General features: G+C 61.3%; 22 protein-coding genes. 7 read left to right on the forward strand and 15 right to left on the reverse strand.

Annotation, left to right across the window (positions count from 1 at the left end):
* Positions 1-7: 7 nt before the first annotated feature.
* The 8 genes from Q1V57_RS00155 to Q1V57_RS00190 are packed head-to-tail and all read right to left on the reverse strand — an operon-like array spanning position 8 to position 7801.
* On the reverse strand, positions 8-1987 hold the full coding sequence (locus Q1V57_RS00155) for a TonB-dependent receptor (protein ID WP_300526769.1): 1980 nt from the start codon (positions 1985-1987) through the stop codon (positions 8-10).
* A 32-nt stretch (positions 1988-2019) separates the two neighbouring features.
* Positions 2020-2643, reverse strand: coding sequence for a bifunctional phosphoribosyl-AMP cyclohydrolase/phosphoribosyl-ATP diphosphatase HisIE (hisIE, locus tag Q1V57_RS00160; protein WP_300526770.1), 624 nt, complete (start codon positions 2641-2643; stop codon positions 2020-2022).
* On the reverse strand, positions 2640-3407 hold the full coding sequence (gene hisF, locus Q1V57_RS00165) for an imidazole glycerol phosphate synthase subunit HisF (protein ID WP_300526771.1): 768 nt from the start codon (positions 3405-3407) through the stop codon (positions 2640-2642). The genes hisIE and hisF overlap by 4 nt, the downstream gene beginning before the upstream one ends.
* Positions 3389-4123, reverse strand: a complete 735-nt coding sequence (locus Q1V57_RS00170) for a 1-(5-phosphoribosyl)-5-[(5-phosphoribosylamino)methylideneamino] imidazole-4-carboxamide isomerase (RefSeq protein ID WP_300526772.1) — start codon at positions 4121-4123, stop codon at positions 3389-3391. Before Q1V57_RS00170 ends, hisF begins: the two co-directional genes overlap by 19 nt.
* Positions 4120-4719 (reverse strand): imidazole glycerol phosphate synthase subunit HisH, encoded by a 600-nt coding sequence (gene hisH, locus Q1V57_RS00175; RefSeq protein ID WP_300526773.1) that lies wholly within the window; start codon positions 4717-4719, stop codon positions 4120-4122. The genes Q1V57_RS00170 and hisH overlap by 4 nt, the downstream gene beginning before the upstream one ends.
* Positions 4716-6614, reverse strand: coding sequence for a histidinol dehydrogenase (hisD, locus tag Q1V57_RS00180; RefSeq protein ID WP_300526774.1), 1899 nt, complete (start codon positions 6612-6614; stop codon positions 4716-4718). The genes hisH and hisD overlap by 4 nt, the downstream gene beginning before the upstream one ends.
* Before the next feature lie 9 nt (positions 6615-6623).
* The gene (gene hisG, locus Q1V57_RS00185; protein ID WP_300526775.1) at positions 6624-7505 is read right to left on the reverse strand and encodes an ATP phosphoribosyltransferase; all 882 of its coding nucleotides are present in this window, start codon (positions 7503-7505) and stop codon (positions 6624-6626) included.
* Entirely contained in the window at positions 7502-7801 is a 300-nt protein-coding gene (locus Q1V57_RS00190; RefSeq protein WP_300526776.1) for a YerC/YecD family TrpR-related protein, read from the reverse strand. Before Q1V57_RS00190 ends, hisG begins: the two co-directional genes overlap by 4 nt.
* 140 nt (positions 7802-7941) lie before the next feature.
* Here Q1V57_RS00190 and Q1V57_RS00195 point away from each other — a divergent pair, with 140 nt between their 5' ends.
* Positions 7942-8247, forward strand: coding sequence for a metalloregulator ArsR/SmtB family transcription factor (locus tag Q1V57_RS00195; protein ID WP_300526777.1), 306 nt, complete (start codon positions 7942-7944; stop codon positions 8245-8247).
* On the opposite strand, the gene Q1V57_RS00200 is transcribed toward Q1V57_RS00195, so the two are convergent.
* A complete protein-coding gene (locus Q1V57_RS00200; RefSeq protein WP_300526778.1) occupies positions 8244-8645 on the reverse strand; it encodes a rhodanese-like domain-containing protein in 402 nt (133 codons plus the stop codon). The genes Q1V57_RS00195 and Q1V57_RS00200 overlap by 4 nt on opposite strands.
* Positions 8646-8753: 108 nt before the next feature.
* On the opposite strand from Q1V57_RS00200, the gene Q1V57_RS00205 reads away from it, so the two are divergent.
* From Q1V57_RS00205 to Q1V57_RS00225, 5 genes are all read left to right on the forward strand, one after another.
* Complete coding sequence (locus tag Q1V57_RS00205; RefSeq protein ID WP_300526779.1) at positions 8754-9623, forward strand: MBL fold metallo-hydrolase; 870 nt, start codon at positions 8754-8756, stop codon at positions 9621-9623.
* Between the two features lies 1 nt (position 9624).
* Positions 9625-11370 carry a sulfate permease gene (sulP, locus tag Q1V57_RS00210; RefSeq protein ID WP_300526780.1) on the forward strand — a complete coding sequence of 582 codons (1746 nt, stop codon included), beginning with the start codon at positions 9625-9627 and terminating at the stop codon, positions 11368-11370.
* 86 nt (positions 11371-11456) lie between these two features.
* Positions 11457-13412, forward strand: a complete 1956-nt coding sequence (gene acs / locus Q1V57_RS00215) for an acetate--CoA ligase (RefSeq protein WP_300526781.1) — start codon at positions 11457-11459, stop codon at positions 13410-13412.
* 85 nt (positions 13413-13497) lie between these two features.
* Positions 13498-14004, forward strand: a complete 507-nt coding sequence (locus tag Q1V57_RS00220) for a hypothetical protein (protein WP_300526782.1) — start codon at positions 13498-13500, stop codon at positions 14002-14004.
* 119 nt (positions 14005-14123) lie between these two features.
* Complete coding sequence (locus tag Q1V57_RS00225; RefSeq protein WP_300526783.1) at positions 14124-14507, forward strand: hypothetical protein; 384 nt, start codon at positions 14124-14126, stop codon at positions 14505-14507.
* Here Q1V57_RS00225 and aceB read toward each other — a convergent pair.
* Together aceB and aceA are read right to left on the reverse strand one after the other, a co-directional pair.
* Entirely contained in the window at positions 14504-16144 is a 1641-nt protein-coding gene (aceB, locus tag Q1V57_RS00230) for a malate synthase A (RefSeq protein ID WP_300526784.1), read from the reverse strand. The two genes, Q1V57_RS00225 and aceB, sit on opposite strands and share 4 nt — an antisense overlap.
* 114 nt (positions 16145-16258) lie before the next feature.
* Positions 16259-17545, reverse strand: a complete 1287-nt coding sequence (aceA, locus tag Q1V57_RS00235; RefSeq protein ID WP_300526785.1) for an isocitrate lyase — start codon at positions 17543-17545, stop codon at positions 16259-16261.
* Positions 17546-17682: 137 nt separating this feature from the next.
* Between aceA and Q1V57_RS00240 the strand changes: the two genes are divergently transcribed.
* On the forward strand, positions 17683-19098 hold the full coding sequence (locus tag Q1V57_RS00240) for a short-chain fatty acyl-CoA regulator family protein (RefSeq protein ID WP_300526786.1): 1416 nt from the start codon (positions 17683-17685) through the stop codon (positions 19096-19098).
* A 72-nt stretch (positions 19099-19170) separates the two neighbouring features.
* Here the strand turns inward: Q1V57_RS00240 and Q1V57_RS00245 are convergent, their stop codons facing one another.
* The 4 genes from Q1V57_RS00245 to Q1V57_RS00260 form a co-directional block, all read right to left on the reverse strand.
* Complete coding sequence (locus tag Q1V57_RS00245; protein ID WP_300526787.1) at positions 19171-20262, reverse strand: ferritin-like domain-containing protein; 1092 nt, start codon at positions 20260-20262, stop codon at positions 19171-19173.
* 125 nt (positions 20263-20387) lie between these two features.
* A complete protein-coding gene (locus Q1V57_RS00250; RefSeq protein ID WP_300526788.1) occupies positions 20388-21326 on the reverse strand; it encodes a sterol desaturase family protein in 939 nt (312 codons plus the stop codon).
* Between the two features lies 1 nt (position 21327).
* Complete coding sequence (locus Q1V57_RS00255) at positions 21328-21744, reverse strand: hypothetical protein (protein ID WP_300526789.1); 417 nt, start codon at positions 21742-21744, stop codon at positions 21328-21330.
* A 278-nt stretch (positions 21745-22022) separates the two neighbouring features.
* Positions 22023-24674 (reverse strand): TonB-dependent receptor, encoded by a 2652-nt coding sequence (locus Q1V57_RS00260; protein WP_300526790.1) that lies wholly within the window; start codon positions 24672-24674, stop codon positions 22023-22025.
* Positions 24675-24907: the final 233 nt, after the last annotated feature.

Here is a 24907-nt window from a genome sequence, read left to right on the forward strand (position 1 = left end):
GGTCGTCCTAGTATTCCCAGCGCAGCCCGATGCTGACCGCACGCGGCTCACCCGGGAAATAACGATCATTGCCGAAGGCGAAATCCGCCCGTTCGGCATAACGCGTATCGAACGCATTGCGCACCGCGATGAAACCGGTCAGGCCCTCATTGAAGTCATGCCGGGCGCGCAGATTGACCACATCATGCCCGTCATAAGCACGGGTATTGGCGGCATTGGTCTGGTATTCGCCGACATGGACCCATTCCGCCGCAAGACGGGTCGAGGCGGTGACCTCCCAGTTCAGGCGCGCATTCCAGAGCCATTCCGGAGCGGTATCGATGGCCGCGCCATCGCGGACCACTTCGCTCTGATTGCCGACATTGCGGTCAAAGGCATAGCGGTGCTCGGCCCAGACCGCCCCCAGATCGAGGCGTAGACCTGGCGATAGCGGGTAGGACAATTCCAGCTCAACACCGTCATGCGTGGTCTTGCCATCGGTGACATTGAACCCGTCGGCATCGCGGAAGAAGACATTCTCCTTGGTCATGGAGAAAGCGACGACTTCCAGCCGCCCACCGGAGGCAAAACCCCGGCGATAGCCCAGCTCGATACTGTCAATCGTCTCCGGATCGATCTCGTCGATAATCTGGTTGGGCTGCAGCCGGTACAGCTCCGCCGTCTGCGGCGCCCGGGCGCCGCGGGCGATACGGCCAAACACGCTCGCGGCGGCATCAACGCTCCAGTTGAAACCGAGATGCGGTGTCACCGTGGTGAAGTCATCCTCACGATCAGCCAGGCGCAGGAAGCGGCCAACGACATTGTCGTCCAGCGCATTGCGATAATCATAGCGCGTATGCTCGACGCGCAGACCGGCCTGAAGGTCGAGCCTGTCGCTCAGCGACCACCGGGTCTGGCCATAGACGGCCGCGACATCGGCATCGACGTCGTAATCATAATGATCGCCCTGGACAAAGGAGAAGATCGTCGGACGCTCCTGGGTCTCACGCAGATAGCCCCGTGTGCGGTCAATATCGGCACCGAGAACCAACGCAATTCCGTCCCAGTTCCGGTTGAAAGAGGCCTGAAAGCCAACGCTATCATGACCACTTTCCTCCAGCGCCTCGGAGGGCAGGAAGTGCATCAGGAAGTCCATGGCATTGCTGCGCAGATAGGGTGTCAGCGTCCAGTCCCACGCACCCGCCCGCCCGTCCAGGCGCAGGCTCGCACGCACGGCATAGGCATCCCGGAAAGCTTCCGGATCGCCATTGACCCGCGAGGCCGCTTCATCCTTGTAGGCATCCGTGCCGAAGATGAAACCGGCTGTCTCCTGGTTGAGATTGACGGCCGAAAGGGTTAAGCGCCAATCGACATCGCTGGCCGTTCCGTTCAAGCGCACCACACCCGATTGGCGATCCAGGCCGGCCGCATCACGCCAGCCATCCTCGTGCTGCAGGCCAAGAGCGACATAGCCGCCCTGCCAGGCGCTCATCCCGCGTCCGCGATAACGCCCGAATGAGCCGGCCTCGGCTTCGAGATAATTGGACCCCGCCTCCGGCAGCCGCAGATTGATCACGCCATGCAGGCCATTGGAGCCTTGCAGCGCACTGCCCGGCCCGCGCAGCACCTCGATACCGTCAGCGAGCGCCGGAACAGCCTCGAACAGCCCGTTTACATTGGAAAAACCTGCCGCACGCAGGGGCACACCGTCTTCCAGATACAGGAATGACCCGGCACCCGCGCCGCCGGTCAGCACCGGCGAACGGATGGCCGTCAGATGCTCGGCCCCATTGCCCCGGTGCAGATAAGCCCCCGGCACCCGGTTGATAAGCTCGGCCGGATGCTGGGCACCGGTTTCGATAATCGCTTCAGCATCAACAATTCCGGCAGCGAGCACAGCGCTGTCACGCGCCTCCCCGGTCCGGTCGGCGGTGACGATAATGGTTTCCTGGGCCAGTGCGGGGGCACTCGCCAGGGCAAGCAGGACGCTGACAATTGGCTGTTTCATGCCGCGCAAGCTAGGCCGCAATGCCGATATGTCTACTTTTTGGCTGCGCGCACCGCATGGCGGCTGCGAAGCAGATCGATGCAATCATCCAGGCTGAGATCGCGCGACTCGAGCAGGACCATGAGGTGGAAGAGCAGATCTGCGGCTTCCCCGACCAGCGCCTCATCATTTTCCGAGACCGCGGCCATAGCCACTTCGACGCCCTCTTCACCGACTTTTTGCGCCGGTTTTTTCGGCGCCTTGGCCAGCAGGTCACCGACATAGGAGCCCTTGGGCTTCTCCTTGCGGCGCTTCTTGATGATCGACCGCAGATGGGCGAGGAAACCCAGTCCCGGCGCCGGGTCATCGCCGAAGCAGGACACAGTGTCGAGATGACAGGCCGGGCCTTTCGGCTTGACCTCGACCAGCAGGGTATCGGTATCGCAATCGGCGCTGATCCTCACCAGCTTGAAGGTATTGCCCGAGCTCTCCCCCTTCATCCACAGCCGTTGCTTGGTGCGGCTGAAGAAGTGGACTTTCTTGGTCTCCTGTGTCTTCTCGAGCGCTTCGGCATTCATGTAACCGAGCATGAGAACCTGGCGCGTCGCCACATCCTGAATAATCGCCGGGATCAGGCCGTCGACCTTCTCCCAGTTCAGAGACTTCACCTTGATCATGGCCGAATCGAAATCCCCTCGGCGATCAGATAGGACTTCAATTCGCCTATACCGATCAGACTTTTATGAAAAACGCTGGCAGCCAGCGCGGCATCCACATTGGCGCGTTCGAAGACGGTTTTGAAGTGGTCTTTTCGCCCGGCCCCGCCAGAGGCCACCAGAGGCGTCGGACAGATTTCCCGGGCCGCAGCGAGCTGATCAATGTCATAGCCATCGCGCACCCCGTCCTGGTCCATGCAGTTGAGCACGACCTCGCCGGCACCGCGATCAATTCCCTCGCGCAGCCAGTCCAGCGTATTGCGGCCAGCCAGCTGGGTCTTGTCCGGATCACCGGTGTATTGGTGCACCCGCCAATCGCCTTCGATCGTCTTGCTATCGACCCCGAGCACAACACACTGGCTGCCGAATTCGCGCGCCAGCGCGTCGATCAGCTCAGGGGTCTCAAGCGCCGGTGAATTGATCGAGATCTTGTCCGCTCCGGCGAACAATCGTGCCCGCGCATCATCAACAGAGCGAATACCGCCAGCGACACAGAACGGGATGTCGATGACCGACGAGACCGCACTGATCCAGGCCGGCTCCACCGTGTCACCGCGGGCACTGGCGGCAATATCGTAGAAGACCAGCTCATCGGCGCCCTCTTCGGCATAGCGCGAGGCCAGGGCGACAATATCGCCGACATCCTCGTGATCCCGGAAACGCACGCCCTTGACGACACGGCCGTCACGGACGTCGAGGCAGGGGATTATGCGCCGCGCGAGCATGCCAGAGCCTCCTCCAGGGTGAATTTGCCTTCGTAAATGGCGCGGCCCGTGACCGCACCTGCACAACCGGCATCGCGCAAGGCTTCGAGGTCGGCAAGGGATGACACACCACCGGAGGCCTGCCAGTCGACATCGGGATATTTGCGCATGAGACGGGTATAAAGCTGGCCGTTGGGACCGCTGAGATCGCCGTCACGGGCGATATCGGTCACGAGGCCATGCTGTAGATCACTGCCCGCATAGGCGGCAATCACATCGTCGATTGTCACGGTCAGGACATCGGTCCATCCGCGCACAGCCGGACGATAATCGCCATTGATGTACTGCACGTCGAGCGCCAGCGTGATGCGCTCAGCCCCGAACCGGTCAAGCCAGGGCAGAACCGTCTCGGGCTGGGTAATCGCAAGCGAGCCGATCACGACGCGGCTGACGCCCATATCGAGCAGAGCCTCGATGTCCGCGGTTTCGCGGACACCGCCGCCGGCCTGGACCTCGATGCCCGTAGCGGCGATGGCCTCGATGGCAGCGGACTGGCCGCGCTTGCCGTCGCGCGCACCGGCCAGGTCAACGACATGGATCCACTCACTGCCCGCGGTTTTGAAGGTCTCCGCGACGGCGCCGGGATTATCGCCATAAACGGTGACGGCGTTGAAATCGCCCTTGAGCAGACGAACGACGCCGCCGTCCAGCAGATCGATGGCGGGATAGAGAATCATGCGTCCAGCTCCGCGAAATTCTTCAGGATTTGCGCTCCGGCAGTAGCCGAGCGTTCAGGGTGGAATTGGCAGCCCCAGACATGCCCCTGGCGCACAATGGCGGAACAATCAGCGCCATAGGACGTGGACGCCAGGGTGTAGGAGCCGACCGGGGCGTAAAAACCGTGCACGAAATAGACGTACTCCCCGGGCTTGATACCGCCGAGCAGCGGATCATCCGGACTGCGCAGATCGAGCGTGTTCCAACCCATATGCGGCCAGACACTTCCCGCTTCACGCGGCAATTTCTCTACGGCGCCATCGATCAGGCCGAGGCAGTCGATATCGTCTTCCGCAGACCGGCTGAACAGGAGCTGCATGCCCAGACAGATACCCATCAGGGGACGGGTATCGCCGGCCAGCACCTCAGCCCAGCCGCTACGTTCCAGCTGCTCCATCGCCGGTCGGGCCGAACCAACGCCGGGCAGGATCAGACGATCGCAGTCAGCAAGGTCATCCGGGGTCACGCCGGTCCGGTAATCCAGACCGGCACGCTCCAGTGCGAAACGGACCGATGCGAGATTGGCGCAACGCGTATCAATCAGCCCGATCGTCATGCCAGGTGCTCCTTGGTTGACGGCAGGCGGTCACCTTCAACACGCACGGCCTGACGCAGGGCCCGGCCAAAGGCCTTGAACGAGCCTTCGATCATGTGGTGGGCATTCTCGCCCTCGACTTTGACATGGATGGCCGCCTTCAGGCTTTCCGCTATGGAGCGGAAGCAATGGGCAGTCATTTCGACCGGGAATTCACCGACGCTTTCGCCCGGAATATCGCCTTCGAACTTGGCAAACGGCCGTCCGGACAGGTCGATCCAGACCCCGGCGCGGGTTTCGTCCATCGGCACTTCAAATCCGAAACGGGCGATGCCGCGCTTGTCGCCGAGCGCCTCACCCAGCGCCTCGCCAAAGGTCAGGCAGACATCCTCGATGGTGTGGTGCGCATCGATTTCCAGATCACCTTCAACAGAAACCCGCAGCGCGATACCGGCGTGCCGCGCGATCTGATCCAGCATGTGGTCGAAATAGCCCACCCCCGTATCGATCTGGCTGGGACCGTCCTGGTCGAGATTGATCGACACTTCGACATCGGTCTCGGCGGTCTTGCGCCGCTTTGCCGCCGCACGAACCGTCGGCTTGGTCTGTTCGACGCGCTGCGCCTCGGCCGCCTCGCGCCGCAGGCGCATGGCCAGGGCATGGGCATCCAGCCCTTCGATTTCTGCCAGGCGCTCAACCGTGGGCGCAATCCGGCGCGCACCGTCGGCCGTCGCACGTAAAATGGTCGTGGTCTTCTGAAACGCCTCGACCGTTACCCCGCCATAAGCCCGCGCCGCACCGCCGGTCGGCAAGGTGTGATTGGGGCCAGCAGCATAGTCACCGGCGGCTTCCGGGGTCCAGGCACCGACGAAAATCGAACCGGCATGGCGGATCATTCCGACCAGTTCCTCCGCCTCGGCGGTCTGGATAATCAGGTGCTCGGCCGCGTAGGCATTGGCGACCTCAGCCATACCCGCACGCGACCCGCAAACAATACTGCGTGACTTGGCCAGGGCGGCGCGGGCAATCTCGGCGCGCGGCAAGCTCTCAAGCTGAGCTTCTATCGCGGTGAGAAAACGCGCATTATTATCGGCATTATCAGTGACCAGAATGACCTGAGCATTGGGATCGTGCTCGGCCTGGCTCAGCAGGTCGGCGGCAACGAAATCGGCGCGCGCCGTGGCATCTGCAACAACCATCACCTCGCTCGGGCCAGCTGGCAAATCCGTCCCCGGACCTCCCGGCAGAGCCGAGACATAGGCCTTGGCCGCAGCAACATAGGCATTGCCCGGGCCGTAGATCTTGTCCGCGCGCGGCAAGCCGGCGGCTCCGGTAGAGAGCGCTGCAATCGCCTGCGCACCGCCGATCGCGTAAACTTCATCAAGGCCGAGCAGGCCGGCTGCGCCGAGAACGGTCTCATTGAGCTTGCCATCCGGTCCGGGCGGGCTGACCACCACGATGCGCGGCACCCCTGCCAGCTGCGCCGGTACGGCCAGCATGATCAGGGTTGAGACCAGAGGCGCCGACCCGGCCGGCACATAGAGCGCGGCGACATCAACCGGGCCGGCCCTGCGGCTGGCCGTCAGACCGGGCCAGGTTTCAACGGCGTACTCGCTATAGCCCTGGCGGACGTGAAAACGACGAACCGCATCGGCCGCGGACTTGATCGCCTCCTTGTCCTGCGCGGATAAAGCATCACGCGCCGCCCGGATGTCGTCTGCAGCAATACGGAAATCCTGCGGAGCGTGCCCGTCCAGTTTTTCGGCGTAGGACCGGACCGCATCGCCGCCCTTGGCCCGGATCGCATCGACGATCTCTCGGGCAGCCGCATCCGCGGCGCCGGTCTCGGCCGGCCGCGCCAGAGCCGCCTCGCGGGCTGCGGCGTCGGCCTCGTCCCAGTTGATAGTCCTCAACATGTCCGGCCCCTATGCCAACATTTTCTCGATCGGGAGCACCAAGATGGCGCGCGCGCCCTCGGCTTCAAGCGCTTCAAGCGTCTCCCAGAACACACGCTCGCGACACACGGCGTGCAGCGCCACGACATCTTCACGTCCAGCGATTTGCGCCACCGTCGGGGCATCGGCGCCCGGCAACAGGGCCTTGATCGCTTCCAGGCGATCAACCGGCGCATTCATCATGATGTATTTGGTCTGGGCCGAGGCGATCACGCCCTGTGCCCGGCGCATCAGGATAGACGCGATCTCGTCTTTGGCCGGATCGCGGTCCTGCGCCGGACGGATCATCACGGCTTCCGAGTTCAGAACGGTCTCGAACGCGCCCAGGCCGTTGGCCTCGAGCGTTGCGCCGGACGAGACGAGATCACAAATCGCAGCGGCAATATTGAGACGCGGTGCGACTTCGACCGAGCCGTGCATCTCGACAATCTCGGACACCACACCGCGCTCGCGCAGATAGGCATCAGTGATGGCCGGATAGGATGTCGCGATGGCCTTGCCGGCAAGGTCCTGTATCGAGGCGATCTCGCCCCCCTTAGGCGCGGCGAGCTTCAGCGTGCACTTGGCAAAACCGAGACGCAGAGCGACTTCTAGTTCCCGGGCGCGGCGACCGGCAAGCTGTTCTTCCTTGAGCACATTCTCACCGACAATGCCGTAATCGCAGGCACCGGACGCTACGAAGTTGGGAATATCATCATCGCGCACCAGCATGAGATCGACCGGCATATTCTCGGCGCTCTGATGCAGCTTGTCGCGCCCATAGGCGAAGCGGAGGCCGCAACGCTTGAGCAGGTCCATTCCGCCCTCGGACAGGCGGCCTTTGCTTTGAACGGCAATACGCAGACGGGTCACGAGCTTTTTTCCTTCAACCGGTCGAGAATGAGACGGTAGCCCTGGTGGGGCTCCTGGGTCAGAAAACGCGATACGCGGGTAACCGTGGTCGTACTCGCCCCGGTCATTTCGCTGATCTCACGATAGGAATGACCGCCCTCATCCAGCAGGCAGGCGACCCGCCAGCGTTCCGAAAGCGTCTTGATTTCGCCCGGGGTCAGGAGATCACGCAAAAAGCGATCAGCCTCATCACGCGTTTGCAAACGCAATAGCGCTTCAGACAGGGCATCGAGATCAGTCAGGGTGGTTTCCGTCATTATACCGCACATCTTCTGTTCGGGATGCGATATAGCGTGTTATCGCGCTAACACAATAACGCATTGCAGCAGGACTGGCGGTTGATCCGATTCCGGCTTATATTGCAGAACTGTTAGCTATGAACTTGCATAGGTACGCAATGAATTATCGCGACATGCTGCCGGTCGCTGAAGACCTTGCGGAAGTAATGAAAACCCTCGCCCATCCAAGCCGCCTGATGGCGCTATGTGCAATGATGGATGAGGAAGTCGCTGTCGGACAACTGGCCGAGGCGGTCGGACTGCGCCCCCAAGCCATGTCGCAGCAATTGGCGATCCTGCGCAATAAGGGCCTGGTCACGACCCGCCGGGAGGGGCAGACGATTTATTATGCCCTCGCCGACGATCAGATCCGGCAATTAATGCAGGCGCTCTACCAGACCTATTGCCTGCCCGCGCAGTCCTAGCCGCGGGTCAGCAAGAAAAGCACGACCAGCACCGCAACGAAGCCGCCGACGATCCAGGGCGCCAGGCTGCCTTGCTTCTCGGCGCGGACGGTTTCAAACCCCGCCGCCTTCCAGGCCATGATCCCGCCGCCCAAATGACCGGCAAGCGTGCGGCCTGCCGCTGCCGCCTGGGCAAACGCCCGAGCCGACCGGCCACCCGAGCGACAAGACAAGACGACGTCCTTGCCTTCACCTTCCGGAATGGCGGAGACATCAAAACTTGAAAGTGGATTGAGGATCGCACCGGGAATATGCTCGGCCTCATACTCACCCGCCTCACGCACATCGACCAGGATCAGCCGGTCCGCGTCCAACCCCTCCTTGACCTCTTGCGGCGTGAAATCTCTCGGCTCGCTCATTGCTTGCTCCCGGGATATTGTCTTGTTGAGTCGCATTACCTACGTATTTGCATAGGTCTGCACAAAAGGATAAACCTGTTCCGGTTCCCGGCAAGTCAAAAAAACTCCATGCAACACCTTCCCGACGTCAAAGCCTTCTTCGATCCCGACACATATACGGTCAGCTATATCGTCTCCGACCCGGACACCGGCGCGGCGGCGATCATTGACTCCGTGCTCGATTACGACCCGGCTTCCGGGCGCACCCAGACCCGCTCGGCCGACGCCATTATCGCCGATGTCGAGGAGCGCGGGCTGAAAGTGGAGTGGATCCTCGAGACCCATGTCCACGCCGATCACCTGTCCGCGGCGCCCTATCTGCGCGAGCGGCTGGGCGGCCGGATCGGCATTGGCGAACATGTCAAACAGGTCCAGGGCGTGTTTGGTGACCTGTTCAATGTGGAGCCAGGCTTCTGCCGCGACGGATCCCAGTTTGATCACCTGTTCACCGATGGCGAGACCTTCAAGATCGGTTCGATCGAGGCCGAGGCGATCTGGACCCCGGGCCATACCCCGGCCTGCATGGTCTATCATGTCGGCAGTGCCGCCTTTGTCGGCGACACGCTGTTCATGCCCGATTTCGGCACGGCGCGCTGTGACTTCCCTGGCGGCAATGCCCACACGCTGTATCGCTCGATCCAGAAGATCTTTGCCCTGCCGGACGAGACAAGTCTGTTCATGTGTCACGATTACAAGGCTCCGGGGCGCGACCACTACGCCTGGGAAACCACGGTCGCCGAGGAAAAAGCGGCCAATATCCATGTCCATGAGGGCGTCAGCGAGGATGATTTCGTCGCCATGCGCGAAGCGCGGGACGCCAAGCTCTCCATGCCGACGCTGATCCTGCCCTCCGTGCAGGTCAATATGCGCGCCGGCGATCTGCCGGAGGCGGAGGATAATGGCACGCGCTATCTCAAAATACCGCTGAACGCCGTCTGACATGTTTAAACTGGCCAGGCGCATATTCCCCGGCCTCAACTGGCTGCGCGGCTATAACGCCCGCCTGTTCGCCGATGATGCCATCGCCAGCGTCATCACGGCCATTCTGCTGATCCCGCAAAGCCTGGCCTATGCCCTGCTGGCCGGTCTGCCGCCGCAGGCGGGCCTGTACGCCTCGACCACGCCGCTGATCGCCTACGCGCTGTTCGGTTCGAGCCGGGTTCTGGCGGTTGGGCCGGTCGCAGTCGTTTCATTGATGACTGCGGCCGCGATCGGAGAGCTCGGCCTTGATGACCCGGCCCAGCAAATGGCCGCGGCCGGCGCGCTGGCGCTCCTGTCCGGCGGTTTCCTGCTGGTGTTCGGTCTGCTCAATCTCGGCGCCATCGCCAATTTTCTCAGCCGGCCGGTGATCAATGCCTTCATCACCGCCTCCACCCTGCTGATCATCGCCAGCCAGCTCAAGCATATCCTCGGAGTAGAAGCCTCCGGCGCTACGCTGCCGGAACTGGTCATGTCGATGGCCGGCAATGCCGGCAATATCAACCTGCTCGCGCTGGCGTTCGGCGCCGGCAGCCTGGCCTTTCTCGTCTTCATGCGTGGCGGTCTGCAGCCGGCCCTGACCGGGCTGGGCGTACCGGCGAATATCGCCGCGACCATCACCCGGGCCGCGCCCGCCCTGCTTGTCGTCATCGCGACCCTGATCGCCGCCAGCATGTCGCTGGCCGATCGCAATGGTCTTGATATCGTCGGCGAACTGCCCACCGGCCTGCCGCCTGTCCAGCCGCCGCTGGTACCTTTGGAAATCTGGCGAGAACTGCTTGGCCCGGCCGCGCTGATTTCCCTGATCGGTTTTGTTGAAAGCGTGTCGGTCGGGCAGAGCCTGGCGGCGCGGCGGCGCGAGAGCGTCAACCCGAACCGGGAGCTCTTCGGCCTGGGGGCTGCCAATGCCGCGGCGGCCCTGACCGGGGGATATCCGGTGACCGGCGGGTTCGCTCGCTCGGTGGTCAATGAGCAGGCCGGCGCCCAAACGCCCCTGGCCGGCGTCTTTACCGCGCTGATCATCGCCATCGTCGCAGTTTTCCTGACCCCGCTGTTTTATCATCTCCCCAAAGCCGCGCTCGCTGCCACCATCCTGATCGCGATCTGGAAACTGGCCGATTTCAAGAGCCTGCGTGAAGCCTGGCGCTATTCCCAGGCCGATGGTGCAGCGGCTTTTCTGACCCTGTTCGGCGTGCTTTTCCTTGGCGTGGAGCTGGGATTGACGCTGGGTGTGACGGTATCAGTCGGCTCCATCCTGTTGAGGACAATGAAACCGCACTGGGCCCAGGTCGGCCAGGTGCCGGGCACGCACCATTTCCGCAATCCCAACCGGCATGAGGTGGTTCTGTCACCGCACGTCTACGCCATCCGTGTCGACAGCGCGCTCTACTTCGCCAATGCCCATTTCCTGGAAGATCTGCTGGCCCAGACCATGGCGGAGCATGAGGGTATTACCGATGTCGTGCTGATGTGCCCGGCGGTGAACTTCATTGACGCGAGCGCCCTTGTCAGCCTGCGCACCATCAACCAACGCCTGTCCGATAGCGGGGTGACGCTGCATCTGTCCGAAGTCAAAGGTCCGGTCAATGACCAGCTCATGGCTGCCGGGTTTGGTGACGAGCTCAGCGGCGAGATTTTCATGTCGCAATATGCGGCCATGCGCACGCTTGATCCGCAAACGACCTTACGGGCCGAGGGCGTCGATTAGGCCGCGCCCCGGAGCCAAGACAGCCCCGTTCGAAGCGTGTATCCTGAGCCAGCGGCGCTCCTGCCGCAGCTTGCCCGGATATCCAGATGACGCATCACGATCCCAACGAGATTTTCCCGCTCAAACCCGATTTCTCTTCGGCCGCGCATATCAATCCGGAGCGCTATGACGCGCTTTATCGCCAGTCCCTGGAGGACCGTGAGGGCTTCTGGCGCGAACAGGCGGGCCGGATCGACTGGATGAAACCCTTCACCCAGATCGAGGACGTCTCGTGGGACAAGGATGACCTCCATATCCGCTGGTTCGCTGACGGCACGCTCAATGCCTGCGTCAACTGCATTGACCGCCACCTGCCCGAGAAGACCAATGAAACTGCAATCATCTGGGAAGGCGATGACCCGGAGGTCGACAAGACCATTACCTATGGCGAGCTCCATGCCGAGGTCGGCCGGCTGGCCAATGGCCTGCGCGAGCTGGGCGTAAAAAAAGGTGACCGCGTCACCATCTATATGCCGATGGTCCCCGAAGCGGCCTATGCCATGCTCGCCTGCGCCCGCATCGGTGCGGTTCATTCCGTGGTCTTCGGCGGCTTCTCTCCGGATGCTCTGGCCGGGCGCATTACCGATTGCGAGAGCGATTTCGTTATCACCGCCGATGAAGGCGTACGGGGCGGGCGCGCCATCCCGCTCAAGGCCAATGTCGACAAGGCAATCGAGATTGCCGGGCGCGGTCAGAAAGTCGTCGTGGTCCGGCGCACCGGCGGGGCGATCGCCTGGGATCATGATCGCGATGTCTGGTATCACGACCTCATCGTCGGCCAGCCGGAAGATTGCGAGCCGGAGGAAATGAGCGCGGAGGATCCGCTCTTCATTCTCTACACCTCCGGATCGACGGGAAAACCGAAAGGCGTGCTTCACACCACGGGCGGTTACATGGTCTGGGCGTCGCTGACCCACGAGGCCGTCTTCGACTACAGGCCCGGCGATATTTACTGGTGCACCGCCGATGTCGGTTGGGTCACCGGTCACTCCTATATCGTCTATGGACCGCTTGCGAACGGCGCCATCACGCTGATGTTCGAGGGTGTCCCGACCTATCCGGGCCCGGACCGCTTCTGGCAAGTCGTCGACAAGCACAAGGTCAATATCTTCTACACCGCCCCGACCGCCATCCGCGCCCTGATGCGCGAGGGCGACGCCCATGTCAGCAAGCATTCGCGCCAGTCCCTGCGTCTCCTGGGCAGTGTTGGCGAACCGATCAATCCGGAAGCCTGGACTTGGTATTATCGCGTTGTGGGTGATGAACGCTGCCCGATTGTCGATACCTGGTGGCAGACAGAAACGGGCGGCATCATGATTACCCCCCTGCCCGGCGCCCATGACCTGAAACCCGGTGCCGCGTCCAAGCCGATGTTCGGGGTCGAGCTGGCGCTGATGGACGGCGAAGGCAAGCGCCTGCCCGACAGCGGCGAGCAATCCGGCAATCTCGTCGTGACCCGCTCCTGGCCAGGCCAGATGCGCACCGTTTACGGTGATCACCAGCGCTTTGTCGATACCTATTTTTCCACTTATGAAGGTCTGTATTTCTCCGGCGACGGCGCGCGCCGTGATGCCGACGGTTACTGGTGGGTCACCGGCCGTGTCGATGACGTTCTCAACGTCTCCGGCCACCGCCTCGGCACGGCCGAGATTGAAAGCGCCCTGGTCGCCCATGACGACGTCGCCGAAGCGGCCGTGGTCGGCTACCCCCATGATATCAAGGGTCAGGGCATTTATTGCTTCGTCACCCTGTATCAGGGCCGTGATCCGGCAGCGGAGGACGTGCAGGCGCTGAAAGCCTGGGTCCGACAAGAGATCGGACCGGTGGCCACCCCCGATGTCATCCAGTTCGCGCCGGCTCTGCCGAAAACCCGTTCCGGCAAGATCATGCGCCGCATCCTGCGCAAGATCGCCGAGAACGAGTACGGCAATCTCGGCGACATATCGACGCTGGCCGATCCATCAGTCGTGGAAGAGCTGATCGCCAATCGCGCTGACGCCTGAGGCAATTGTCTTGCATCAGCGCTCGCGAAGCGGGGCAGAACCGGTTATAGCTCTGAGACCGGTTGTCCCGCTTCAGGAGCGTGTTGTGCGTTTTCGTTTTGTCGCCATTGCCCTCATCGCCAGTTTCGCGTCCGCCTGTGCCACCAGCACACCGGTCTGCCGCGCACCGTCGCAGGCTGAAATGCAGGCCTTCATGGCCGTCATCAGCCATAACCCAGCTGCGCTCTCTGAAGCCATGGCATCGGGCGCTGCCCGTGATGCGCTGAACGCTCAGGACGCCAATATCCGCAGCCATATCTGGGGTTCACAAGGCGAGACGCGCGGCACAGTTTTGGGACTGCTTTCGCGGCCGCCGCTTTGCGTACTCGACAACCAAGCCGCCAACGACATGAATGGCGGTCACAATATCCTGGTCTATCCCCAGTCCAGCTATGACGCCGTCCTGCCCGCAGCGGATACCGGAGCGGCTTTCCCCTATGGTGTACGGATGCGTGACTACCTGACCTGCCGCTTCACCGAGACCGCAAATGGCCTTCGTCTCGCCGATGCCTGCGGCTTCCGCCCCTACACGGCACCGCCGGTCACCGGCTGATCCGGACGACTGCTAATAATTCACCACCTCGATCGCGGGTAAATCGCTGCGTCCCGGCCTTCGAATCGCCGCGGGCTTTGCTATGAGCCGCCGCGTCTTCACACGCAGCGAGTTCCTTCATGTCTGTCCAGATTGGCCCGGTCGGCGCGGCCCAGATCACCCCTGTCACTTTTTCAGGGCATCTCGTCAAAGCCCAGCTTTCCACCTGCATCCATGAACTCGCCGCCCGGCTTGCGGAAAGCGGCCGCTATCTGGTCGACTTCCGCGGCTGTGCAATCGACGCCAGCATCGGTGAATTCATGGGTCTGATCGAGCACTGGTTTGAATCTCTTGGCACCAATACGCCAATGGCCGTCCTGATGGACGGCCAGGCGCAAGGTGATTACGCCATGCTGTTTGACACCAAGAGCTTCCTGCTCGGTAGCCGGCTGAAGACATTTACCTGCCCTGACGAGGCCAGCGACTGGCTGGCCAAGGGCATCAGCCCGACGGCCGCGCTCTAGTCCTCGAACTCGGTGAGCTGCATCGGCTTTTTCAAACCTTCCGTGATGTGCTCATAGGCCGGCAGGGTTAGGAACTCGACGAATTCGTCTGACAGGACGATGTCACGCAGCAGGTCGGCAGCAACACTGATACGCTCGCGCACATCCGGCAGGTCCGGCACCTCTCCCTGGATGGATTCGCGGTAAGCCTCGATCTTGGCGCCGATCGTACCGGCAGTGATAGGCGTACCCTCTTCCGTCGTCCGCTCGAACACGCGCCATTGCCACAGCTGGGCGCGGGCGATCTCGGCAGTTGCGGCATCCTCCATCAGATTATGGATCGGAACCGCACCGCGACCGCCGAGCCAGGCGGCGATATAGCGAATCGCGACATCGATATTCCCGTCGACACCGGCATCGGTGATCTTGCCTTCCGGCGCTTCCAATAGCGCCTTGGCGGTCACCGGCAAGGCCATCTCTTCTTCGCGGTCGATCTGATTGGCCCGCGGCATCTTCTGGTCAAAGATTTCGCGTGCAATCGGGACCAGGTCCGGGTGTGCCACCCAGGTACCGTCATGGCCGTTGAGCACTTCGCGCAGCTTGTCCTCGCGGACCTTTTCCTGCGCTGCCGCGTTGGCCTCAGGATCATTCTTGACCGGGATAAAGGCCGACATGCCACCCATGGCGTGGGCACCGCGGCGATGGCAGACCGAGATCACACGGCGGGAATAGGCATCCATGAAGGGCACCGCCATCGAGACTTGCGAGCGGTCCGGCAGGACACAATCCGGATTGGCTTTCAGCCGTTTGATATAGCTGAAAATATAATCCCAGCGGCCGCAGTTCAGACCAACCACATGCTCCTTGAGTTCATAGAGTATCTCATCCAGCTCGAAGGTGGCCGGCAGGGTCTCGATCAGAACCGTGGCGCGAATGGTGCCACGCTCCAGGCCGAGTTCATCCTCGGCGTGCTGGAAGACCAGGTTCCAGAGGCGCGCTTCATAGCGGCTCTCAAGCTTGGGCAGGTAGAAATACGGCCCCGTCTCACGCGCCTTCAGCGCCTCGTGATTGTGGTAGAGGTAAAGACCGAAATCGAACAGCGAGGCCGACAGGGCAACACCATTGACGAGCACGTGGCGCTCGTCGAGATGCCAGCCGCGCGGGCGCACGATGAGCACGGCCGCATCCTCATTGATCGCATAATTCTTGCCCGACTTCTCGTCGGTGAAATCGATCTCGCGCTTGTTCGCATCACGCAGGTTGATCTGGCCTTCGATCAGATTGGCCCAGTGCGGGGCGGTGGCATCCTCGAAATCCGCCATGAAACACTTCGCACCCGAATTAAGTGCGTTGACAACCATTTTGCGATCGACCGGTCCCGTGATCTCGACACGGCGATCCTGCAGATCCGCAGGTGCCGGGCGCACTTTCCAGTCGGCCGCACGAATGTCTGCGGTCTCGTGCGGGAACAGCATCAGTGCACCGGCATCGAGCTCGGCCTGACGTTCGCGGCGATAGCGCAGCAGGGACTGACGGCGTCGCTCGAACCGGCGATGCAGGCCGGCAATGAAGCTCAACGCGTCATGCGTGAGGATATCGCGATAACCCGGCTCCAGATGGCCGAGGATTTCAACACCGGTGGGAGAAATATGCGTCATGATCGTGTCCGTTCCTACTTGAGCGCTGATACGCGCGCCTGGCTGCGAGATAGTGCCGGGAGGGTTCGTGATACCGAGGGCGCCCCCTCCCGGCCGGGCCTGTAGAGCCCTTCCTTATTCCGCAGCGAACTGCGAGGTTTCCGTCGACTCGGCCATGGCAGTGGTCGAGGACTGGCCACCGGAAATCGCCAGCGAGACCTTGTCGAAATAACCGGTGCCGACTTCGCGCTGGTGACGCGTGGCGGTGTAGCCATTCTCTTCAGAGGCAAATTCCAGCTGCTGCAGTTCGGAATAGGCACCCATGCCACGGTCCTTATAGCCGCGCGCCAGCTCGAACATGCCGTGATTGAGGCTGTGGAAACCGGCCAGGGTCACGAACTGGAACTTGTAGCCCATGGCGCCCAGCTCACGCTGGAATGTTTCGATCGTGGCCTTGTCCAGATTGGCTTCCCAGTTGAAGGACGGCGAGCAGTTATAGGCCATCATCTTGCCCGGATACTGCTTCTGGATCGCCTCGGCGAAGCGCTTGGCCTCATCCAGGTTCGGCTTGGAGGTTTCCCACCACAGAAGGTCAGCAACCTTGGCATAAGCAAGACCACGCTTGATGCAGTGCTCGACACCGAGGCCCTTCTTCAGGCGATAGAAGCCTTCCGGCGTCCGGCCGGCATCGAAGTCGATGAATTCGTGATCACGCTCATCAACATCGGAATTGATCAGGGTGGCCGATTCCGCATCGGTACGGGCCACGGTCAGGGTCGGAACACCCATGACGTCCGCGGCGAGACGCGCGGCTGCCAGATTGCGCTCATGATGGCTGGTCGAGATAAGCACCTTGCCACCGAGATGGCCGCACTTCTTTTCAGCCGCCACCTGGTCTTCGAAGTGAACGCCTGCAGCGCCAGCTTCGATGAACGCCTTCATGATTTCAAAACAGTTCAGCTGACCGCCGAAACCGGCTTCAGCATCGGCCACGATCGGCGCAAACCAATCGCGCGTCGCCTTGCCGTTCTCCGACACCTCGATCTGGTCCGCACGCTGCAGGGCGCGGTTGATCTTCTTGGCCAGTTCCGGCGCCGAATTGGCCGGGTAGAGCGACTGGTCCGGGTACATGGTGCCGGCGGTGTTGGCGTCGGCCGCGACCTGCCAGCCGGAGAGATAGATGGCCTTCAGGCCGGCGCGAACCTGCTGCATGGCCTGGTTGCCCGACAGCGCGCCCAGCGCGTTGATGAAGGGCTCGGTCTTGAGCAGCTCCCAGAGCTTGTTGGCGCCACGCTCGGCGAGCGTATGCTGGATCTGAACCGAACCGCGCAGACGCTGAACGTCTTCCGGCGTATACGGGCGTTCGATACCGTTGAAGCGGTCTTCTGCTGCGTTCGGGACGAGGTCTTTAAAACTGGTCATGGGAATCCCCGGTCTGACAATTACGTTGCCGTCACGTTGTCAAACGGATGACCGAGCGTCGATCCCCCCTTTCATATAAAGCGGATTGCGTGTATTGTGTTCACATTGTCAATTTGTTGTTTTGTAAATTTTGATACATGGCCGACGACACACGCCCCCTCGAAAAACTCTTTGCCGGCGCCCGCTTGCGCCGTCTGCGCCGCGAACGCGGCCTCACCCAGGCCGACGCCGCTCAGGCTCTAGGCGTGTCGGCCAGCTATCTAAACCTGCTTGAACGCAATCAACGTCCTGTCACGGCGCGGGTGCTTCTCGCCCTGGCTGAGAATTTCGATGTCGATGTGCGCGCTTTCGCCAATGAAAGCGACCAACAACTGATCGCCGACCTGCAGGAAGCCTCTGCTGATCCTGTCCTGCACGGGTTCGAGCTCGACCGGCTGGAGCTCAACGAGCTCGCGGACAGCCATCCACGGGCCGCCGAAGCCTTTGCCCGCCTGTACCAGACCTATCGCGAGACCAGTGCCGCCACCGCCGATCTGGCCACCCGCATGTCCGGCCCGGGTTCGACACTGGAAAGCGTCCGCGATGCCATTGATGCAAGCCAGAACCACTACCCCGAGCTCGAAGCCGCAGCCATGGATCTGCTCGAGCGCAGCGGAACCCGGCGCCGGGACCGTGACCGCACCCTGGCCAAATACCTGCTTGAGGAACACGGTTTCACGGTCCGGGTCCTGGACGAGGACATGATGGCCGGAGCCCGCCGCCGGCTGGACTTTCACGGCCGCCGCCTGCTGCTCTCGGAGGTTCTGCCCAGCACGTCACGTGCCTTCCATATGGGGGTTGCGCTAGCCAATCTGGAATGCGGCGAACTGATCGACGGGCTGATCGCCAAGGCCAATCTTCCCGGTGATGATTCCAAGCGCCTTTACCGGCTGGGCCTCGCCAACTATCTCGCCGGCGCCATCCAGATGCCCTACGAGCCGTTTCTGGCCGCCGCCGAGGAATGCCGCTACGACCTCTATGTGCTGCAGCGGCGCTTCGAAGCGAGTTATGAGCAGGTCTGTCATCGTCTGACCACGCTGCAGAGAAGCGGCGCGCGCGGCCTGCCCTTCTTCATGATCCGGGTGGATGGCGCCGGCAATGTATCAAAGCGCTTCGGTGGCGGCATCATGCCCTTTGTTCGCTCCGGCGGCGGTTGCCCGAAATGGAATCTCTATGATGCGCTGAGGCTGCCCGAGCGCATCCATGCGCAGAGCTTCGAACTACCCGACGGCCGGCGCTTCCTGTCCCTGGCCCGCGGTCAGATCAGCCCGGCCCCCGCCGGTCAGCCGCCGGTCCTGCACGCCATTGCGTTGGGCTGCGACTGGGACCATGCCAGCCGCATTATCCATGCAGACCCGCTCTCGGACAGCGCCCCGCAGGCCCTCGGCATCGCCTGCCGCCTGTGCGAACGCTCCGACTGCGCCCAGCGCGCCTTCCCGCCGATCAACCGCAAGCTGGACGTCGAACCCCACGTGCTCGGCGGCTCGCCCTACGGCTTTGATCCGACGAGCTGAACAGCGCATATGACAAAGAAAAAGGCCCCGGCGCGATGCCGGGGCCTTGTTCGTTCCAGCGTTCCAGCTGGGTTACTCTGCGGCTCCAGCGACGGCGTGGACATAGGCCATGCGCACATCCTGGTGATTGACCGTGTCCAGGTCCTTGGCGATTTTCTCGTCCTGTGCAGCGAGCTCATCGAGGTCCTGGTCGGCGTAATGCATCACGCCCATATCGGTATAGGCTTTCTGGATCTTATCGCCCCAAAGGCCGATATCCTTCACCACCGGCACGATGCGCTGGAAGAGCAAGGTGCGGAAAAGCTTGTTCATTTCCGACTGCTCGGAATATGCTACGCACTCCTCGACCGGCAGATCCATGGTTTCATAGACCTCACGCGCCTGGAAACGGTCACGCATGTGATAGCAAGCCTCTACCAGGAATTCCTCGCGCTCATCGCGTTCGGCCTGGGTCAGGTGCGGATAGTAGTCCCGCAGGGTCAGGCGCCCAAAGGCGACATGGCGCGCCTCGTCTTCCATGACATAAGCATTGACCATCTTGGCCAGCGGGTTCTGAGCCAGATCGCGAATGGTACCGAAGGCGGCGAGCGCCAGCCCCTCGATCACGACCTGCATAGCGAGATAGGTAAAGTCCCAGCGGCTATCGCGCAGTGCGTCATCCACAAGCGCCTTGAGCGGTGCGGTCATCGGGTAAGCGACGCCGAACTTCTGCATCAGGTTCTTGTAGGCCTCAACGTGACGCGCCTCGTCCATGACTTGGGTGGCCGCATAGAATTTGGCGTCAAGATCGGGGACCTGTTCGACAATCTTGGCGGCACAGATCAACGCTGCCTGCTCGCCCTGCATGAACTGGGAGATATTCCAGGCCTGGGCATGACGGCGGAACTCGATCTGATGCTTCTTGGACATCTTGTTCCAGATATCGGAACCATGCAGCGCAATGCCCTCATCGGGCAGTTGCATCGGGTTCTCGACGTCGAGATCGAGGCTCCAGTCGATGCGATTGACCGCATCCCACTGCATGTCCTTGCCCTTCTGATACAAGTGCATCAGCGTGGTACGGCCCTCGCCATACTCAAAGTCAAACGTGGCGTCAAATTCCTGCGGGACCGACCAATGCTTGTCGATGTCCGGCATCGGATAAAGTTCGCGAAGCGAGCCCATGGCGCTTAAACCTCCCCAGGTGCGACCAACACTGTTCTATCTGTGAACACCGTTCACTTTCGACAGAGTGTGTCAATTTCGGGTTAAAAGCAAGAGGCAGCCGGGCGATACCGGGTCAATTTCAATTACTCGGCCGGCGCCTCACTGCGCGGGGCCGGCGAATTCGTACCGCCCTGCTGAGCCTTCCAGCGCTCATATATCTCCTTCGACGTGCTGCGCGAGCCATCCGGCGACCAGCCCGGCGGGGCCAGCAGGAACATCATCGCCTCACGCCAATTGCCAGCATTACGCATATCATTGGCAACACCGAGCCACTCATGCATGGCGATCTTCAGCGGATTATAAGTGCCGAGATTCTTGACGATACCGTAGCGGATCGGCTCATCATCAAGCTCAGCCTGGAAAGTGCCGAACATCCGGTCCCAGATGATGAAGACTCCGGCGTAATTCTTGTCCAGATACATCGGGTTGATGCCGTGATGGACGCGATGATGCGAGGGCGTATTCATGACGGCCTCAAACCAGTCCGGACACTTCCGCACGACTTCGGTGTGGATCCAGAACTGGTAGATCAGATTGAGACCACCAACGAAGGCAATCATCACCGGGTGGAAGCCGATCAACGCAAGCGCAGACCCCAGCCATAACCATTTCAGGGTGAAAATGCTAAACCAGGACTGCCGCAAGGCGGTGGTCAAATTATAGTGCTGGGAGGAGTGATGTACGACATGGTCGGCCCAGAACCAGCGCACGGTGTGGCCCCAACGGTGGGACCAGTAGTAGACGAAATCATCCAACACAAAGGCGAGTATCCAAGCCCACCACGCAAATGGTATGTCGAATAAGCGAAACTGATACACAAACAGCAGCCAGGCACCAATGATGGTGCCGAAGGCCACCCCGGCGACGACACTCCCAAACCCCATTATCAGGCTTGCCGCGCTGTCGCGCGTCTCGAACGTCGCGCCGCCCTGTCGCCGGGCAAAAAACATTTCCGCAAAAACCAGCGCCGTGAACAAGGGTACAGCGAGCCAGGTCGGGTTGATAAGGTCAGGAATATTCATCTCAGGCCTGTAATGCGTTGAGTTTGTCAGCCCATATGCGGGCCTCGCCAGCATCCCCCAGCCCCAAACGGACAGGAGCGAAGGTGAAATCGTTCAGGGAAAGCGTGATCGCTCCGCCCTCCTCCATTCGCGCAGCCCGCACCGAGCCCGGGTCGAGATAGCGGATTACAACAGTATCGCCTTGGGTGGAGAGCAAACCGATACGAGCCGCACCCGCCTCTTCCACGAGCGCCGACCGGCCGTCCTCTGCCAGCACCCCGGCCCCCGCACGAAAGCCGACATTGTCGATATCGAGTTTGCGCTTGGCGTCCTCCAGCGAAGCAATCACGGCGGGAGTATGCAGTCCGAGATAGTGGTTGGCCGCAACCATGGCGGTGATTCCCAGAACGGAACCGAGCAGAACCCAGATCAGTACCAAAACGATCTCCCGGACGAAAAAGGCATGTAACAACGACGAAGGACAAAGGCTAAACAGCCTTCGCCCCAATTCAAAGCAGAAATTGAACGATGTTCACTACTCGCCAATGAGCAGGGTTTGCGCAAACGCGCGGTGCCAGCATTGGGCCGACCACGGCTCGAGCAGAGGGCATGGCCGGAAGTACGGCGAGGCGGCAGCGCAAAAAGAAACGGCGCCGGGGATCCCCGGCGCCGCTCCAAATACTGTCTTCTGAGAACCGGCCAAAAAGGCCGTTCTTCTTAGAAGTTCGTCCGTACCGTCAGACCATAGGTCCGCGGCTGGTTCGGGTAGACCGAGAAAGATCCGGACTGCAGCGTGGTCGGGAAACCGGAGGTGTAGTACTCGTCCTCATTGAGGTTACGAGCCCACAGCAGGGTTTCCACGCCGTTGTTGAAGTTCAGACCAATCGAGGCGTTGACGGTGCTGACCTGACGAGAGATCGACTCCGGCAGGTTCTCCAGAAGCCGGACTTCCGATTCATACTGCCAGTCACCGCGCAGCATCAGCTCACCGAAGGACAGCTGGCGGGTGTACTCGACACCGAAGGAGCCAGCGAATTCCGGAATGCCCGCAACGGCCTGACCGCTCAGATCACCGGTTCCGTCCTGAACACCATCAGCGAGGTCGACCGCACCGCCGGAAACCACCGGAGCGCCCTGGAAGTCGTCATATTCAGCGTCCATCCAGATGCCGGACAGCGTAAAGGTCAGGCCCTCAATCGACGGCGGCTCGATCACACTGTCAAACTCAAGACCGTTTGCAGACTGCTCACCAGCATTGATGACCGCGAAACCAGCACCCTGGAAGACAGAGGACTGGAAGTCCGTGATGGTCTGATCGAAGTATGCAACGTCAAGCGAGCCCCAGTCGAAGCGCGTCTTGAAACCGATTTCGAACGTCTCGGTGATTTCCGGACGGGCGAAACGCTGGTTACCAGCAACGCCGAGAGCTTCGGCCGTGTTGACGATGGTCGGAGCACCGAGCGCATTGTCCGCAGCCAGTTCACCGGCAGCCCGCAGTGCAGCAATGTCAGAAGAATTCGGACGCGTATCCGGCGTCAGGTTCCAGGACGATGCCTTGAAGCCGCGAGAGAACGAAGCGTAGACATTGGTACGGTCAGTGGCGTCATAAGCGAGGCGCACCGTGTACGGCGTGTCCGAGTCAGACGTGCGACCGTCTTCGACAGAATTCGGGAACGGCGTCAGAGCACCAAGCGGCTGCAGACCCAGAGCGAAGAAGTCGAGGAGCGGGTTAGCCAGCGGCAAGCCGGTAACCGGGTCAACGATAACGCCGCCAACATCGACACCGCCATTGGCAAGAGCAACCGCGTTGAACGTGGTCGACGCGTTCACGAACGCACCAAAGACAGCCGGGTTGGCAGCGGCGAAAGCGCCGACAGCAACCGGGTCGGCCGGGTTAACGCCAGCATTAGCGAGGAAGCTGCCCAGACCGACTTCAACCAGGTTGAGATCGGAGAACGGGTTGGTGCGGACGACGTTGAGGAAGTCCACTTCCTTTTCCGACTCGAAGTAAGCCAGACCAGCGGTGAAGACCAGACGATCCGTCAGATTGAAGTCAATCTGAGAGAAGATCTGGAACTGCTCATCGCTCTGCTCTGCGGTGAAGGTGGTACCACCACCGTCCGCGAAGAAGGAGCCCGGCGCAAAGCCGGTTGCGGCTTCAAGCCCACCGAGTGCGCCACCGGTCAGAATGTCAACATAAGCGCGCGTATCGCTGCCGTAGAGACGGGAGTCATCAACGGTCATGTCTTCCGTGGAGTAGTAAGCACCCAGCAGGAAGAAGGCACGGTCACCCCATTCACCCGTCAGGCGGAATTCCTGGCTGAACGTATCAACGTCCAGGCCGCGAACGTTCGCGCCAAGCAGTTCGAGCGTGGTGAAGTCACCCTCGTAATCGATGTAATCTTCATACATGCGATAGGAGGTGATCGAGCTCAGCGAAAGCGTGTCGCTGAGGCTCCAGTCGGCCTGAGCCGAGATACCGGAATTCTCGATCCGGTTCTCGTTCGCGAAGTCGGTCGCGATCTCATAGTTGAAACCAGCGCCAGCGGAGGTCTGACCGCCAAGAAGGCCGCGCAGGACCGGACCAGCCGGACCGTCGAGCAAACGGTCGGTACCGCAGCAGGCCTCATTGATCTCGTCATGGTCCGCGATCACGCGCAGGCTGAACGTATCACTCGGCGTGTAAAGCAGCTGGCCACGAAGCGACCAACGATCGCGATCATTGAAATCGCCAGCCGGGCCGAGATTTTCATAATAGCCGTCACGCTGGTTCATGCTTCCGCTGACCGAGAAGGCCAGGTTGTCGGAGAGCGGTCCAGTGAAGGAGCCACGCGTGATGATGCTGTTGAAATTGCCCAGGGTGATTTCGGCAGAGCCGCCATATTCAAACTGAGGCGCTTCGGTGATGATGCTAACCACACCCGCGGTTGCATTCTTACCGAACAGGGTCGACTGCGGTCCGCGGAGAACCTCGATGCGCTCAATGTCATTGAGGTCAGACAGCGCCGTACCGGCGCGGCTGCGGAAGACGCCATCGATGTAGACAGCAACCGAAGGCTCGATGCCCGGGTTATTCGCGCCGTTACCCTGACCACGAATGATGAAAGTCGCGTTGGAGCTGCGCTCCAGCTGGCTGACGCGCAGCGACGGCACGACAGACTGCAGGTCGATCGCATCGACGATCTGGGAATTTTCCAGGGTTTCAGCCTGGACAACAGAAACAGCGATCGGAACTTCCTGAAGCGTCTGCTCGCGTTTCTGGGATGTAACAGTGATTTGCTCGATCTGAGCGTAGGCGCCGGTGGCACCGACAAGACCAGCAAGCATGGCGGTCGTGCCCAGAGCGGCCGCCTTCGAGAACATTTTCATTGGAATTTTCTCCCCTCATTTACGCGGTACCAAGCCAACCGTCCGCGCGTATGGTGCGATATGAACATTATGCGACGAGGCTGTCAGCCTGTTTCTCCGCTATTGGCAAAAAAGATGCCGAAGCAGTTGCATGCCTGCCGCACTCTAGAATCGCTAGAGCCCTCTTATGCCTGCTCTTTTCTCTCGGGTGAACTCTGCTAGGCTGCAAAGTGAACAGCGTTCAATAAGCTGGT

The organism is Maricaulis sp. (genome assembly GCF_030149425.1).
GTDB lineage: Bacteria > Pseudomonadota > Alphaproteobacteria > Caulobacterales > Maricaulaceae > Maricaulis.

Bases quoted from the DNA above. Each gene is read 5' to 3' on its own strand.
- Q1V57_RS00245 (WP_300526787.1), bottom strand. From the start codon at position 20,262: ATGGGCTCGCTTCGCGAACTTTATCCGATGCCGGACATCGACAAGCAT.
- hisIE (WP_300526770.1), bottom strand. From the start codon at position 2,643: ATGATCAAGGTGAAGTCTCTGAACTGGGAGAAGGTCGACGGCCTGATC.
- Q1V57_RS00170 (WP_300526772.1), bottom strand. From the start codon at position 4,123: ATGATTCTCTATCCCGCCATCGATCTGCTGGACGGCGGCGTCGTTCGT.
- Q1V57_RS00225 (WP_300526783.1), top strand. From the start codon at position 14,124: ATGTCTGTCCAGATTGGCCCGGTCGGCGCGGCCCAGATCACCCCTGTC.
- Q1V57_RS00155 (WP_300526769.1), bottom strand. From the start codon at position 1,987: ATGAAACAGCCAATTGTCAGCGTCCTGCTTGCCCTGGCGAGTGCCCCC.
- hisD (WP_300526774.1), bottom strand. From the start codon at position 6,614: ATGTTGAGGACTATCAACTGGGACGAGGCCGACGCCGCAGCCCGCGAG.
- aceB (WP_300526784.1), bottom strand. From the start codon at position 16,144: ATGACGCATATTTCTCCCACCGGTGTTGAAATCCTCGGCCATCTGGAG.
- hisH (WP_300526773.1), bottom strand. From the start codon at position 4,719: ATGACGATCGGGCTGATTGATACGCGTTGCGCCAATCTCGCATCGGTC.
- hisF (WP_300526771.1), bottom strand. From the start codon at position 3,407: ATGCTCGCGCGGCGCATAATCCCCTGCCTCGACGTCCGTGACGGCCGT.
- Q1V57_RS00200 (WP_300526778.1), bottom strand. From the start codon at position 8,645: ATGAGCGAGCCGAGAGATTTCACGCCGCAAGAGGTCAAGGAGGGGTTG.
- sulP (WP_300526780.1), top strand. From the start codon at position 9,625: ATGTTTAAACTGGCCAGGCGCATATTCCCCGGCCTCAACTGGCTGCGC.
- Q1V57_RS00240 (WP_300526786.1), top strand. From the start codon at position 17,683: ATGGCCGACGACACACGCCCCCTCGAAAAACTCTTTGCCGGCGCCCGC.
- Q1V57_RS00190 (WP_300526776.1), bottom strand. From the start codon at position 7,801: ATGACGGAAACCACCCTGACTGATCTCGATGCCCTGTCTGAAGCGCTA.
- Q1V57_RS00250 (WP_300526788.1), bottom strand. From the start codon at position 21,326: ATGAATATTCCTGACCTTATCAACCCGACCTGGCTCGCTGTACCCTTG.
- aceA (WP_300526785.1), bottom strand. From the start codon at position 17,545: ATGACCAGTTTTAAAGACCTCGTCCCGAACGCAGCAGAAGACCGCTTC.
- Q1V57_RS00195 (WP_300526777.1), top strand. From the start codon at position 7,942: ATGAATTATCGCGACATGCTGCCGGTCGCTGAAGACCTTGCGGAAGTA.
- acs (WP_300526781.1), top strand. From the start codon at position 11,457: ATGACGCATCACGATCCCAACGAGATTTTCCCGCTCAAACCCGATTTC.
- Q1V57_RS00205 (WP_300526779.1), top strand. From the start codon at position 8,754: ATGCAACACCTTCCCGACGTCAAAGCCTTCTTCGATCCCGACACATAT.
- Q1V57_RS00260 (WP_300526790.1), bottom strand. From the start codon at position 24,674: ATGAAAATGTTCTCGAAGGCGGCCGCTCTGGGCACGACCGCCATGCTT.